We start from the raw sequence: 14,087 nt of genomic DNA, 5'->3' as shown, positions 1-14,087 counted from the left end.
TTTAACAAAACGGGAGTCTTTCAGAGACTCCCGTTTTTTTTAGGCCGGCTTTCCGGGCCAGCGAAAGATAGAGTTTTTTGCCCGTCAGGTTAATTTTCATTCCGATTCCGTCACCATTACCCGTTATGCTGGCTGAATTTCACGCAATTTCTTACGGAACATTCCTGAAAGCCGGGGCTGTATGCGGCCTGAGGCGATATTTTTTGTTCAGCTACAGGCCGAAGCGGATAATGATAATCAGGAATGCTTGATAAAGCGGTTAGGTAGTAAACGAGCGGTAATATAAAATGAACTGGTAGCAATAATGAAAATAACATCCAGTATCTCTTCTATGGCTGATTATTAACTAATGGTTAAAAAAGAAAGTACAAGACAAGCTTTCACCACCAGGCTGATAGCGGCCTGTGAGAGTGCCGGCATTGTCGGACATGGACGAAACAAACAGGTTGCCAGAGCCCTGCAGCAGCAAGGCTGTAAGATTTCAACACCAGGAGTGTGGAAGTGGTTTAATGCGCAATCAGTGCCTGATGGCGGCAATTTACTGGCGCTCAGCCAGCTGCTGGGAGTCAGGGTAGAGTGGCTGCAATACGGTATGGAACAACCCGCTGACCCGGTAGCGCTGAGCACGTTCACCGGCCATAAAAATGTGTTCCGGGTGGATAGCCTCGATATCGGGCAGCGAAGCGCTGCGGGTCTGCCCGCGCGTGATGAGTTTGTGGAGACCATCCAGGCGATCGAATATGGTCTGGATGAGGCACGGGTGCTATTCAACGGGCGTCCGGCGGAGAACATCCGGTTAATTGCCATCAATAGCGACTCTATGGCTGACACCTTTGCACCGCGCGATCAGCTGTTTGTGGATATCAGCGTGCGGATGTTCGACGGTGATGGCATCTATATTTTTACCCTCGATGAGCAACTCTATCTCAAGCGTCTGCAGCTGCAGCATAAGAAAATTGCTGTAATTTCAGATAATAAACGCTATGAAACCTGGTATCTTAATCATGATGATGTTACCAGTCTGAAGGTCCTGGCAAAAGTGATCATGAGTCAGGCGCGTCACTATCAAATCCTCGGCTAAGGCCGCTTTTGCTGCCTTTCTCAGACGGGCTGCAAAAAAATAATCGGCATAAATTCATAAATTTAACCAGCAGTAAATAAAAAATTAACCAACAGTGTTTGATAAAGCATAAGAACCTGTTAATAATTTGGATATGGATGAACGAAGCAGTTCTTTCACGGATGAGCCGCTCTTAAACAATTGAGGCGCTGCACAAGCGCGAATCATACCACCCAAAAGTCAGTGAACTTTGGGATGGGGTGGATGCGCAAAATGCAGCGTCGTCAGATGCCGTTTATTTCCCCCTCGCTTACTTTCCACCTGGCTGCTAACGCAGCCGGGCGGCGAGCGTGCGAGCGCGATACACGTCATTCGGGCCCGTTCGGATCACCGAAAGCTCGCGCCTGCCACCCCATCGCCAAAGACTCATTCACAGGAGGAGTTATGGCGATAATTCACTATGGCAAAAGCGTTTTTGTGGGCAACGCACGTACTCGTCGCCATCGGCGGCGCCAACCTCTCAGCAGCCTGACTCAGAGCATTGACCAGGCCCTGAACTTCCCAACTGAACCCCCTGTCCTGAGACGTGCAGAGCAAATCTGCCAGCGTCAGGTCACCCCGCGCGTTGATCGCGCAATCACCGCACCCCGCGTCACCAGTCAGGAAACACCCAGTTTCGACAATTGCTGTCTCCCGCATGTTCACCTCTACGCCGTGAGCTGAAGCGCGAAGAAAGCGTGCATTTTCGTTCCGGCTAACTCTTCGTTATCTCCAGCTTTCACTGGACGCAATTTGCTGAATTACTGTTCAGTTTTGCTGCAGGGTGAGTCAGGCCTCCTGCCGCGCCTGAACGGGTAATGATCAGCGGGCGTTATGTATTTCTTTTCACAATGGTGAATTGCTTTAACCCGTCATTAAGGAGTTGTTATGAGCCAGATAATTGCAGTACTGAATTTTGAAGAGGGATATGTCGACACGCCTTACCTCGACACGCTGGGCTTTCCCACGGTGGCGGGCGGTATCCGCATCGGGCCTAAGGGGGCATCGCTGAGTAATTACACTTTCCGCGTACCACGGCGCGTCGGGGATGTCTGGAAGCAGTGCATTCTTGAAAACAAAGTTCAGGAGATGCAGGGCAGGGATCTGCTGCGTAATGCGCTGGCGAAGTGCAATGACGCCCGTACGGATGTGTTGCTGAGCATGACCTATCAGCTGGGCGTCGAAGGCGTTATGCAGTTCAAAAACATGCTCACCGCCATCGCGGCTGAACAGTTCAATGAGGCGGCTGACGCGATGATGAACAGCCTCTGGGCCCGTCAGACACCGGGCCGGGCCAGACGTCACGCCGAGATGATGCGCAGCGGAACCTATGCGGTTTACAGGGGGTTGCTATGAGATGGCTCATGTTTCTGGTCGCCGTGCTGACGGCGATCATCATCCTGCTGCTGTTGCAGCGTTTCACCACCCTCCAGTTTGTCTCGCACGCCCGCCTGCTCTTCAGAACCTGGTCAGTCTGGCTGGCGTCGCTGGGATCGATGCTCAGCGCCTGGGCGCAATCCTTTCCTTCAGCCGCCGTTGATGCCTGGAGCGTGCTGCCGGAGGACGTCAAAACGATTCTGCCGCACAACTACCTGGGGCTGGTAGGCGCATTCATGGTGGCGATGGGCGTGATTGCACAGTTTGTTCGCCAGAAAAATCTGCTCAACGCGAAGGAGCAGGCTGAAGGAGCGAAACCATGACTCTGATTACCACCTTACTGGGCGGCAGCTGGCACTGGCTTGCCGCACTGGCTGGCGTCATTGCGGCGCTGGGTGCCAGTTATTTCGGCGGCAAGAAAATCGGCAAAGTGCAGCAAAAAGCGCGATCTGACGTTGATAACGCACAACAGGAGGCGTCCCGCGTCAGCGCGGTGGCGCAACAACAACAACATAACCGCGAGGAGGCTAACCGTGTGGCGACCGACAACCACAGCCTTGATGACGCTGCTGCTCGCGACAAGCTGCAGCAGTCGAAATACCACAAACCCTGAACCGGTGGCGATCACCGACTCTGCCTGCGTACTTTTTTCCCCTCTTTATACCTACGGCGATGACGCGCAAAAAATGGACGTCAGGACAGTGCGCGCCATCAACACCCACAACGACATGTGGGACACCCTTTGCGGCCATCCGGCTGCGGCTAAGTAGTGCGCTGACAATCAGCGCGATATCCCAATGATCCTGAGGAGGATTCTATGATCGAAGTTAACTCTTTTGCTGAACTGCGCACCACGGTCCCGCCAAAATCAGGTGAAGTTGCGAGCCTGAAACGCTATTACGACAAAGACTCCAGCTTCCGGGGTGGTGCTGACTTTGTCGGTTTTCTCTCCACTACTACGCTGAAAGATGATGGCGGTACTGTGGCGGTGGGTAACGGTTTCTACTGGAAGCGCACCATCAACGACCCTGCTGAAGTTAACATTCTGCACTTTGGCGCGAGAGGGGATGGCGTGACCGATGACACTGAAGCCTTTAAGCGGATGCTGGCATGGACGCAGTCCTATAACGCCTATGCGAAAGCGATGCCGGTACGTTTTCCGGGTGGCCGCTTCCTGATTTCACCCATCGATATCAGCGATACAGAGTTGCCGTTTTTTGGTCTGGCAGGTGATGATATCGAACTCGGGTCGTCACCGCGCACCACCATTGTCTCTGACAAAAGCGCGAGTGCGGTGTTTAAGGTTAATGCACGCAAAATCGTCATCAAAGGCATCTGCTGGCACGGACAAGCGAATGCCGGGACTGTCGACACCACTCTCAAAGTCACCGTTACGCCTGAACAGTGCAGCAACGTGCAGCCATTCTTCGAAAATACGATTGTCGGCGGGCAGATCGTCAATATCTTCTGCTTCAAGGCGCAAAGTACCGGGGGAACCGTCTTTAAGCTGCAGGATACGCTCGACAGTAAGTTCGATCAGATTTACAGCTCCTCGACCTATTCACGCGTGTTTGATGTCGGCTGGTCAAACACACCGAAGGGGAACTGGGACCACTCAACCGCCATTGAGTTATGCAACGCCAACTTCCAGTCGGGCTATGGCGACGCTACGATCTATATGCCGCGTGTTACCCAGGGGATCATGCGAAATGTCTGGATTGAGCACACCACCAACCCGGGGGATTTGTCGGACGGCGGCTGGACCATCGATACGCTCAACATTGAGGATTGTGCCACACCGCTCAATCTTAACAATGCCCGCGTGGTGATGCGTCAGATTAACCTGCAGGCGGGGGCGAAAATCACTAATGATTTGGCCGGAAGTAAGTGGTTATCGACCTTTGAATATGGCTATCGTCGGGATGAGAACTACGGCACGTTCATGACGGGTTCGCTGCGTGCCGGCTATTACAGCGGTTATAAAGTGGTGAACAACACCGATACCGATAACTGGTATCGGCTGGGGCAGCTCTTTTTCCCGGCGCCTAACCAGCAATGGGTGATGGAGTTAATCGGGAAAGCGGATGCCACTACGCCGTCCGGTACCGCCGGTTCACCCGTAAATATGCCTGCTACCGGTAAAACGCTGATCAACCTGCAGCGACTGGAAACGGTCTGGGCGGATGCTTACCACATGGGCCAGCCTTCCGTACTGGACATCCGTTACAGCCGGGTAGGAACTACCTATGCAGCGGTATGGGTCAAGCTGAAGGCCAACAGTGGCGAGACCATGTTCAACCTGAAGACCACCGGTCCAACCCGCTTCGATACCGGCTCCTGCTCGTTGTTCCAGTCCGATATGTCGGTAGTCACGGACATTACCAAAGTTGGCTCTCTGAAACCCGCTGCACGCTTCGGCATGCACAATGGACTGGCGGGCATCGGTGCCAATGAAAAAGGGGTCGTTACGCTCGCTACTGCGGCGGGTACACCGACCAATAAAACCGCGCCAACCGGTTTTGTGCTGATCAATATCAACGGCGTTGACCGCAAGGTTCCTTACTACGATTGATGATTGGCATGTTTTGGGCGAGGCTTCGGCCTCGCCCTTTTTTTGATCTGCCTCTCTGAAGCGTCAATGGCAAGCGTTCTTTGCCTGACAAACAGTGGCAAAGCCGATAGTGTCCTGTTTAACACAGGCAAAACTCAGAGATTAAGAGGGAAACCCGATGAATAAAGGTTTAATCGTCGCAGTATTAGCTGGCATGCCAATGTTAGTAGATGCTGCAACTCAAACTTATCTTTCTGATTTCATAATGAATAAGCAGACCAGCCAGGCGTATCACCAGCTTATTGCCGGACATGACTTCCCCTCATGGGTTAAGCAGGGCGGGACCAGTACCCCGGCTAATACAATCACTATTAAGGGTGAAACCTGGCAGCTACTCTCCGGCTGTAAGCCGCACAACTGTCCGGCACAATCTATTGCTCTCCTCTACTCTCCGGAGAAAGGGGTGATTCATGGTGTTTACTCCGACTACGATCAGAAAAGCGAGCGTCAGACGCTAACATGGCTTAATCTCGATCCCACTGATGATGCGGGAATGCGTAAAATTCTGTTCAACAGGCTGAACGGCGATTTATAAGAATGAGCTTCCCTTCCGGGAGGCCGCGCAGGGCAGGGCGGGCTATAACAGCGCTCAAGCCCCGCCCCTTTGTCCGGGCAACGGTATTTGAGTTTAATTTCAATTACGGCTTGCGTCGCCCGGTGAAGTGTGGCCTAATGAACTGTCGGTTTGATTAACAGACACTATCAAAGTAAGTAACCAAAGCAGTTCTCATCTCTAAGTTTGTCGCGAGACATCCCTTCTTTTTGAGTCTTCTCTTACGTTCTGATTAAAATCTGTTCTCAGGCCATTATGCCGGAAGGCTCGATATATTAAGGATTTAAGCATGTCTAACAAAATTCGCGGTACCGTTAAATGGTTTAACGCAGAGAAAGGCTTCGGTTTCATCTCTCCTGCAGATGGCAGCAAAGATGTATTCGTACATTTCTCTGCAATCCAGGGCACCGATTTCCGTTCATTAGACGAAGGTCAGCAAGTTGAATTCACAGTAGAAAATGGTGCCAAAGGCCCAGCTGCTGCGAACGTTGTTGGTCTCTAAGGACTGAAAATTACTTTTAAATGTCCTCACTGTAATGGCTCACAGTTTCGTACATCACATTTTGATGTTACAAGAGCCAACCCGCATGGAGCGAAATGCATTTTCTGCAAATCTGTCGTTGTTCAGGTGAAAGCGGCGAGGATTGCAATTCAGAGCCAGCTTCGCGCTTTCTGAAAAGGCTAGTGAGCTTTATAGCGTTGTTGCATTTACAGTAATTAAAGGCTGCCTCTGGCGGCCTTTTTTGTTTCTGCTGTGTCCATCCGCAATTCCTCATCCTTTCTTCTGTACCCGCCGGAATACCTTAGCTTCTCTGTGTAACTTTTGGGTCAACCCCCGTTTAATATCACCGATCTGAAAAAGGCCCGCCGGAGCAGGCCATAAAAGTGAATCAGCGAAGCACGGGTTGCAGTGCGAGCTTGCCGGTATTAAACACGCTCATCGCCTGCGCCATACGCTCAGCCTGATCCTGCAGTGCCTGTGAAGCGGCTGACGCTTCCTGAACCAGCGCGGCGTTCTGCTGCGTGACCGCTTCCATTTGGGTAATCGCCTGATTAATTTCATTGATACCGCTGCTCTGCTCGCTGCTGGCAATGGTGATTTCACTCATGATATTTGCCACGCTCTGCACGCTGTTCACCACCTCACCGATGGTCGAACCCGCATGGGTTACCAGTTTGCTGCCTTCATCGACTTTAGCGACCGAATCTTCAATCAGTACCTTAATCTCTTTGGCCGCGGAGGCTGAGCGCTGTGCCAGATTACGCACTTCACTCGCAACCACGGCAAAACCGCGACCCTGTTCACCCGCCCGCGCAGCTTCAACGGCGGCGTTCAGTGACAAGATATTGGTCTGGAAGGCGATGGAGTCGATAACGCTGATGATATCGACAATTTTGCGTGAAGAGAGGGCGATCGCTTCCATCTTCTCGATCACTTTCTCCATGACCACGCCACCTTCTCGCGCTACGCTGGACGTCGTCGATACCAGGTGATTAGCTTCACGCGCGTTATCGGCATTGTGTTTCACGGTCGACGTCATCTGCTCCATGGCAGAGGCGGTCTCTTCCAGCGAGCTGGCCTGCTGCTCAGTGCGGGTTGAGAGGTCAAGGTTACCGCTGGAGATCTGATTAGAGGCGACCGCGATAGTGTCTGAGCCGGTGCGTACTTCAGTCACAATCGACAGCAGGTTATCGTTCATGCGCTGCAGCGCCTGCATCAGGACGCCGGTTTCATCACGCGAGGTGACCTGCATCTGGGTACTCAGATCGCCCGCGGCAACGCGTTCAGCGACGTCAACCGCGGCAACCAGTGGACGGACAATAGATCGGGTCAGGAAGTAGCCCAGCATAATCGCGGCCAGAATGGCCAGCGCGGAAAAAATCAGCGTGATGGTGATGGCTGCCTGTCCATTTTCCACAATACCCTGGCCTTCACTGCGCAGCTGTGAGTCCTGTGAGTTGGCAAAATTCACCGCATCCTGAAGAAATTTATTTTGTGTAGCGGTCATCGATTTCAGGACATAGGTGCTGGCAGCATCAAAATCGCCTGCTTTAATCAGGGCGATCAGCTCAGCTTTAACCTTCTCAAATGCCTGAGCAGACGCCAGCAGACCGGCGATCTTTTTCTTACCTATTGGCGTGACCTGAATATCCTCAATCTTTTTCATCGCGATGTTAGTGCGTTGCGTGGCTTCATCCAGCTGGCTATAACGCTTCACATTCATTTCCGGGTGTGTTGTGTCGATCACCATGCCGCGCAGGTATTTGATCTGATCGTTCACGCCGTCGCGCACATCAAATGCCAGTCGTACTTTCACATAGCGATCGTCGATGATCGATGCGATCGCCGTATTAATACTGTTAATTCTGGTAATGGATGTTACGCCAATCACTATCAGTAACGTCACAATAATACCGAAGGCTGCTGCGAGCCGCATACCGACCTTCATATTCTTGATACTGAACATGTTCTCTTCCCCGTTTTATTATTAATCAGTTTGTTAGCAGCACTCAGGTTTTCTGCTGTTGTGCGCAGTGCCTTGCTGATGTCTGTGGTCACAACCGCAGGCAAAAAGGTGATCTCGCACAGTCTGTTATCGGAGCACGCAGTTGTACCTTTAATATTTTTTAAGTAATAACGGAGCGTGAATGAATAGTCACTGAAAAGCTTCAGAAAGGGTTAACAAATAAACAAAGAGGAAACTCGGGCAAAAAAAAGGGCCGTCAGCAGGAATGCTGACGGCCCGATCCAGACAAGCAGGACTGGATTCAGAAAACTAAGAAGTAGAGGCCTGCCCAGAATGCGAGACTTAACGTGACGGCGGTAATCCAGGCCAGCTGGCGTAAACGGCCACGCAGCACTTTCTGAGGAGAAGGGGTAGCAGGTGCCGGTGTAACAGGTAAAGTTTCAATGTGCATAGTCGGTTCCTGGTCAGGTCAGTCATTCTGCTGGTTTAAAAGTAAAGATATACCGGGCATTCTTCGCGGCCCGGATTTGTTTAGCGGGCAGTGTCGAGAACGTTGAAAATCACGTCTGACAGCTCATTCAGTTCAAACTTCGCCACATAACCGTCGGCACCCACTTTGCGCACATGATCTTCGTTGGCGCTGCCAGAGAGTGAGGAGTGAATGACCACCGGCAGCACCTTGAGAATCGGGTCACGCTTGATGTTGCGGGTCAGCGTAAAGCCATCCATCTCTGGCATCTCCAGATCGGTCAGGACCAGCGCAATTTTGTCGTGAATCGACTCGCCCGCAGCCTGTGCTTCCTGGCTCATCAGCTTGATTTTTTCCCAGGCTTCCAGACCGGTGTTAAACATCAGCGCCGGAATACCCATGCTCTTCAGACCCTGCTCCAGCAGCTGACGCGCCACTTTAGAATCTTCTGCCACAATGGCGACCGCACCAGGGCGATAGTTGAAGGCACGCGGTCTGGCCGCTTCCGGTTCAACGCCGCGCACTGAAGGAATGATGTCATACAGAATCTGCTCAACGTCCAGCACCATCGCCAGTTCGTTGCTCTGCTTGTCGCTGTCCAGGCAGGCGATGCTGGTAATATTGCGGCCACCGATACCGGCTTCGGCAGTATGCACCTGGCTCCAGTCGAGACGCACGATGTTCTCAACTGACTCCACGGCAAACGCCTGGGTGTTACGGGCATACTCGGTCACCAGCAGCAGGTTAAGACCGGTTTCAGGCACACAGCCCGCTACCGAAGGCAGGTCTATCACCGGAATGAACTGACCACGAATACTCGCCATACCCAGCAGCGGTGAACGCATGCCCGCGGCTTTAGTGATGGTCGGCATCGGTACAATCTCACGCAGCTTGAAGACGTTTATGCCAAACAGTTCAGACTTGCCTTTCAGCTGATCGGAACCTAAGCGAAACAGCAGCAGCTCAAACTTATTCGATAACGCGAGGTTCGCTCTTTCATCGATCTCTTTTTGAAAATTATCCATGGTTGCCTCTGCATTAACGCAGCTGGTGAAATTGGGTGTAAACAGATTATCGGCAGCAAACGGAAAAAGGTGAGAAGAGAAGGGTGAAATAAAACGAATGCCAATTATTGTGCCAGGCTTAACCCTGAAGGTTCAACATGGACACCTTTCCAATAAAGGAGTGTGAAATGAAAAAAGTGATTTTAGCGTCGTTGCTGGTGATGATGAGCGCGGGCGTTTCAGCTGAAGAGGGCGGATACAAAGCTGGCGATGCGCCGCCGCCGCAACACAAGCAGGATGCCGGCTATAAAGGTTCTGAAGATACCGGTCAGACCCACATCGATCAGATCCGCGATTTCCGTCAGGGCGGGTATGTGACGCTGGAAGGTTACATCGTGAAGAAAGAGCAGGGCGAGCGGTATCAGTTCCGCGATAACACCGGGACGTTACCGATTATTGCCCCGAAGAAGACCTTTGATGGTAAAACCTACACCGCTGAAGACAAAGTACGCGTCAGTGGCAAGGTACAGGGCAAAGGGGATAAAACCACGCTGCATGTGTCAAGCATCGAAGAGCCATAACAGACCGGGCGAGGTCATGACCTCGCCCTCTTTTATTTAGTCTTTCAGCAGAATCGCCCGGCAGGTTTTGCCTTTGATTTTGCCCTGCTTAAGTTTCACCAGTGCCGCTTTGGCCTGATTTGCCTCAATCGCTACGTAGGCATGGGTCGGGGTCAGAACAATTTTCCCGATCTGCTCAGCGCGATAACCCGCTTCACCGGTCAGTGCACCCAGAATATCTCCCGGACGTATCTTGGCTTTACGGCCACCATCAATGCATAACGTCATCATGGCGGCAGGCAGTGGCTTGCTGCTGCCCTTTTTCAGCGTGCTGGCCGAGACCCAGGGCAGTTTCTGTTGCAGGAAATCTTCCAGCGCATGCGCACGCGCCATCTCATCAGCCGCGACCAGGCTGACGGCAACGCCATGTTCGCCTGCACGCGCCGTACGACCGATACGGTGCAGGTGAACTTCAGGATCCCAGGCGAGCTGATAGTTGACCACCATCGCCAGCGATTTGATGTCGAGTCCGCGCGCGGCGACATCGGTGGCCACCAGCACGCGGCCGCTGCCGTTCGCGAAGCGAATAAGCACACGTTCACGATCGCGCTGCTCCAGGTCACCGTGAAGTGGCAGGGCGCTGATATCACGCGCGTTAAGCGCCGCAGCGACATCATCACATTCACGCCTGGTATTGCAGAAGACCACGCAGGATGAAGGCTGACGATCGCTGAGCAGGGCGATCAGCAGGCCCAGCTTTTCATTGTGGCTGGCTTCAAAGAACTGCTGGTCGATTGACGGCAGCTCGCTGACATCTTCAGTCACTACGCTCAGCGCATCACGCTGAAAGCGGGTGCTGATAGCGGTGATGCCGTCGGGCCAGGTAGCGGAAAAGAGCAGCGTCTGACGCGAGGCGGGCGTCGCTTCAATGATCGTTTCCATATCGTTCAGGAAGCCCATCTCCAGCATCCGATCTGCCTCATCCAGTACCAGCGTGCTGAGCTGGTCCAGCTTGAGATTTTCGCGGTTGATGTGGTCGAGGATACGACCAGGCGTGCCGACCACAATATGCGGTGGATGCACCAGTGAATCACGCTGTGCGCTCATCGGCTGTCCGCCACACAGGGTGAGGACTTTGATGTTGCGTGTGAAGCGCGCCAGCTGGCGCAGGACATTGCCCACCTGATCCGCCAGTTCACGGGTCGGACAGAGGATCAGTGCCTGCGTCTGAAAGCGGGTGCTGTCGATATGGTGCAGTAAACCAATACCAAAGGCAGCCGTTTTGCCGCTGCCGGTTTTTGCCTGCGCGCGCACGTCGCGTCCCTGCAGAATGGCGGGCAGCGTAGCGGCCTGCACGGGAGTCATGCTGGTGTAGCCCATCTCGCGCAGGTTATCGAGCTGGCTATCGGGAAGCGAATTGAGGGTAGAAAAAGCGGTCACGGGCGCGGCCTCTGAGGCTGAAAGTGTAGGGCATTATTGCGGGGCAAGTCTGGCAGAAAGCACGCCTGACAGCAACGGGAACCTCGATGGTTAGCGGTATGAAACTAAATCTGCCGGTGCGCTTAGGAATAAGCTGAAGTTTACTGAAAAAAGGTGGTTTATTTTTATAGATTAACGGCGGCTTAACGTAAGTGTTCCGGAGTGACGATCGGTCAATACCAGTAATTATTTTATAAGTGACCGTTTTTAAAAAAATATTTCATTGTTAATCAGATAAATCCTCAACTAAGACTCCAGTAATAGAATTAATCATTAAAAAATATCACCACTGGTGCCGATAAAAATCCTGATCTAATTGCTTTATATTTATCGCGCCATATTCCTGGTACAACGACCGGTAGAGGGTATTTGCATTGAGTAATAGCATCCAGGGACCACATGAAAATGTGCTTAAAATAGTAGGCCGCGCCGTACTGACACTGCATGTTCATGGCGAGAGTTTATCTGCGGATAAAATCGCATCCATGATCGGCTGTTATGCGGAAGATGAGCCCTGTGATCAGGAAGATCGTCGCTTATACGCGCTGGCAATGGAATTAATGTCGAATGATCAATGGGCCAAAAGCGCGTAACCCGCACTCCGCTCAGGTAAATGCAGAGCCTCCCGTGTGGAGGCTCTGTTGTTTTTGGGAGGCGTATCAGGGGACAGGTTTAGGCAGTAAGGTCGCTGCTGGCAAATCCTGAGCAGGTAGGTGTTAGCCGCAGAGCAGGCTTCAGGGAGCATATGCCCTCGACAAAGACGCAAAACCGCTATCTGTGGCCCGCTATGCTTTGCTACAGGCATAGGCTCCCTTCGCTTCACATCGGGCAGACGCTTCCCGTTTCAGGACCGTCGCTGCGGGTAAACCACGGGCACTGGGAATCTATCAGCAATAAACAAGCTTAAAGCGCAGGGAAGCCGGTCAGAAGAGGAAAGCGTCCCGCGGCCTGGGACGGCTTAAGCGCCTTTCCGCTCTGACCGGTTTCCCTGAGCAGGCTCGATCTCGCCGCTAGCTGAGAAGGCTCAAGCCGATGCCAGGGCAAAGACCGGTTTACCGCGTGAAAAGGTCGCCACTACCGGTGAAATGCGCGCTACGGCTTCAGCGGAACAGCTTGCTGCTACCAGCATCATGCTCGCGTCATCGCCCGGTTGCGGCCACTGTCTTTCGCCCTGGGCCGAAAGCGGGAGCCGATCGTCTGTGGCTATCCCCAGCACCCGCGACAGCGAGAACTCGTCCGAACCACGATAGAGCTGCGCATAGAGATTCGCTTTTTCCAGCATGCTGCCGGTGCCAAACGGAGACCAGTGATCGATCACGCTGTCGGTGCCGGTCATCACTTTGATGCCCGCCGCCTGCAGCTGTGGTATTGGCATAGTCAACTTGCCAATCGGCAATGTGGAAGCGACGCTGAACTGCTGCTCCGCCAGCCCTTCAATCATTTTATCCAGCGCACTGCCGCTGAGCGTCGCCAGCGCAAAACCGTGGCTCAGCGTCACTTTACCTTTCAGCACCGGATTCTTCGCCACGGTGTCAATCATGTACTGAATTGCCGCCACGCCAGCCTGTGAGGTTTCATGCAGATGAATATCCACACCGCGCTGATAGTCGAGCGCAATCTGAAACATGGCATCCAGCGACTTCTCCATCGCGCCATCCACGTTAGTGGGATCCAGCCCGCCGACATACTCAACGCCGTGCTGCATCGCCTCACGCATCAGGCCATCAACCTGCGAGTGCAGCAGGCCGTGCTGCGGGAAGGCAACGATCTCGCAGGAAAAGGCGGGATGACGGGCTAATGCCGCCTGCAGATGTTCCAGACTTCTCAGGCCGCTGACCGGATCGATATTGCAATGGCTGCGGGCGCGGGTGGTGCCTTTGGCGTGCAGCAGGGCGATCAATCCTTCGGCGCGGGCCTGGGAGTGCGGCAGCAGCTGCGGAATCAGCACCTGCTCGCGCGCAATCATATCCATGATGGTTTTGCCCTGACGTGGACGTGGAGCCTGCCACGGGCCGCCGTAGAAGGTTTTATCAAGATGGATATGCATATCCTGCGTCGCGGGCAGCAGCAGCGCCTCCTGCGCATCCCACGACGGTAGCGTGCTGTCACCCTGGCCCGCCGAGGTCAGTTGGTCAATTTTGCCGTCGCGCACGCTGATGTCGTAAAGACCGGTCCGGGTCGCGACGACGTCGTCATCCTCGCGGATAAAGCCCTCTTCCAGTCGCACATTGCGTAGCAGATAGTGGTCCTGTCGGGGCAGGGCGGCAGGCTGGTCGGGATTGATGGCGGACAACGATGAGCGGGTGGCGGCACTGGCCTGACCGAGACCGGCGGCCAGCAAGCCGCCTGCGGCGGTCCAGCGAACGCTTTGCCCCAGGAAATCACGGCGGCTCGGCGAAGAGGAAATAGGCATCAGAGGCTCCTGTAAAGTGAACAAGGTCTTAATCTGACAAACGACGCTTCGCCC

15 protein-coding genes are annotated in these 14,087 nt (G+C 53.4%); 10 read left to right on the top strand and 5 right to left on the bottom strand.

Annotated elements, in window-relative coordinates; all coding sequences use genetic code 11:
• Window positions 1-349: 349 nt before the first annotated feature.
• The 9 genes from F3I20_RS14395 to ymcF all read left to right on the top strand — a co-directional run bounded on the left by F3I20_RS14395 (window position 350) and on the right by ymcF (window position 6,316).
• Window positions 350-1,081 carry a S24 family peptidase gene (locus tag F3I20_RS14395; protein WP_150013027.1) on the top strand — a complete coding sequence of 244 codons (732 nt, stop codon included), beginning with the start codon at window positions 350-352 and terminating at the stop codon, window positions 1,079-1,081.
• A gap of 423 nt (window positions 1,082-1,504) precedes the next feature.
• Window positions 1,505-1,783, top strand: a complete 279-nt coding sequence (locus tag F3I20_RS24430) for a transcriptional antitermination N peptide (RefSeq protein WP_150013029.1) — start codon at window positions 1,505-1,507, stop codon at window positions 1,781-1,783.
• A gap of 204 nt (window positions 1,784-1,987) precedes the next feature.
• Window positions 1,988-2,455, top strand: coding sequence for a glycoside hydrolase family protein (locus tag F3I20_RS14385; RefSeq protein WP_013356911.1), 468 nt, complete (start codon window positions 1,988-1,990; stop codon window positions 2,453-2,455).
• A complete protein-coding gene (locus F3I20_RS14380) occupies window positions 2,452-2,799 on the top strand; it encodes a DUF7940 domain-containing protein (RefSeq protein WP_150013031.1) in 348 nt (115 codons plus the stop codon). Before F3I20_RS14385 ends, F3I20_RS14380 begins: the two co-directional genes overlap by 4 nt.
• The gene (locus F3I20_RS14375) at window positions 2,796-3,089 is read left to right on the top strand and encodes a hypothetical protein (RefSeq protein WP_039390758.1); all 294 of its coding nucleotides are present in this window, start codon (window positions 2,796-2,798) and stop codon (window positions 3,087-3,089) included. Before F3I20_RS14380 ends, F3I20_RS14375 begins: the two co-directional genes overlap by 4 nt.
• Window positions 3,090-3,293: 204 nt before the next feature.
• A complete protein-coding gene (locus F3I20_RS14370; protein ID WP_150013033.1) occupies window positions 3,294-5,048 on the top strand; it encodes a putative phage tail protein in 1,755 nt (584 codons plus the stop codon).
• A gap of 157 nt (window positions 5,049-5,205) precedes the next feature.
• Window positions 5,206-5,622 (top strand): Ivy family c-type lysozyme inhibitor, encoded by a 417-nt coding sequence (locus tag F3I20_RS14365; protein ID WP_150037850.1) that lies wholly within the window; start codon window positions 5,206-5,208, stop codon window positions 5,620-5,622.
• A gap of 307 nt (window positions 5,623-5,929) precedes the next feature.
• Complete coding sequence (cspE, locus tag F3I20_RS14360) at window positions 5,930-6,142, top strand: transcription antiterminator/RNA stability regulator CspE (RefSeq protein ID WP_003854408.1); 213 nt, start codon at window positions 5,930-5,932, stop codon at window positions 6,140-6,142.
• Window positions 6,143-6,145: 3 nt separating this feature from the next.
• A complete protein-coding gene (gene ymcF / locus F3I20_RS24175; protein WP_150013181.1) occupies window positions 6,146-6,316 on the top strand; it encodes a cold shock small protein YmcF in 171 nt (56 codons plus the stop codon).
• A gap of 214 nt (window positions 6,317-6,530) precedes the next feature.
• Here ymcF and F3I20_RS14350 read toward each other — a convergent pair whose 3' ends face one another.
• The 3 genes from F3I20_RS14350 to F3I20_RS14345 all read right to left on the bottom strand — a co-directional run bounded on the left by F3I20_RS14350 (window position 6,531) and on the right by F3I20_RS14345 (window position 9,602).
• Window positions 6,531-8,108: a methyl-accepting chemotaxis protein gene (locus F3I20_RS14350; protein WP_150013037.1), complete on the bottom strand. Its 1,578-nt coding sequence runs from the start codon at window positions 8,106-8,108 to the stop codon at window positions 6,531-6,533.
• Between the two features lie 301 nt (window positions 8,109-8,409).
• Entirely contained in the window at window positions 8,410-8,559 is a 150-nt protein-coding gene (locus F3I20_RS23955) for a hypothetical protein (protein ID WP_190285954.1), read from the bottom strand.
• Between the two features lie 80 nt (window positions 8,560-8,639).
• Complete coding sequence (locus F3I20_RS14345) at window positions 8,640-9,602, bottom strand: chemotaxis protein (protein ID WP_150037849.1); 963 nt, start codon at window positions 9,600-9,602, stop codon at window positions 8,640-8,642.
• A 167-nt stretch (window positions 9,603-9,769) separates the two neighbouring features.
• Here F3I20_RS14345 and F3I20_RS14340 point away from each other — a divergent pair, with 167 nt between their 5' ends.
• Window positions 9,770-10,162, top strand: coding sequence for a YgiW/YdeI family stress tolerance OB fold protein (locus tag F3I20_RS14340; RefSeq protein WP_150013039.1), 393 nt, complete (start codon window positions 9,770-9,772; stop codon window positions 10,160-10,162).
• A 36-nt stretch (window positions 10,163-10,198) separates the two neighbouring features.
• Here the strand turns inward: F3I20_RS14340 and dbpA are convergent, their stop codons facing one another.
• Together dbpA and F3I20_RS14325 are read right to left on the bottom strand one after the other, a co-directional pair.
• Window positions 10,199-11,581 (bottom strand): ATP-dependent RNA helicase DbpA, encoded by a 1,383-nt coding sequence (gene dbpA, locus F3I20_RS14335; protein WP_150013041.1) that lies wholly within the window; start codon window positions 11,579-11,581, stop codon window positions 10,199-10,201.
• Between the two features lie 1,063 nt (window positions 11,582-12,644).
• The gene (locus F3I20_RS14325) at window positions 12,645-14,033 is read right to left on the bottom strand and encodes an amidohydrolase (RefSeq protein ID WP_150037848.1); all 1,389 of its coding nucleotides are present in this window, start codon (window positions 14,031-14,033) and stop codon (window positions 12,645-12,647) included.
• Between the last annotated feature and the right edge of the window lie 54 nt (window positions 14,034-14,087).

Source organism: Candidatus Pantoea gossypiicola (assembly GCF_008632075.1).
Taxonomy (GTDB): Bacteria; Pseudomonadota; Gammaproteobacteria; order Enterobacterales; family Enterobacteriaceae; genus Pantoea; species Pantoea gossypiicola.
Note: the sequence above shows the minus strand (reverse complement) of the source record. Positions and strands in the feature narration are given on the sequence as shown.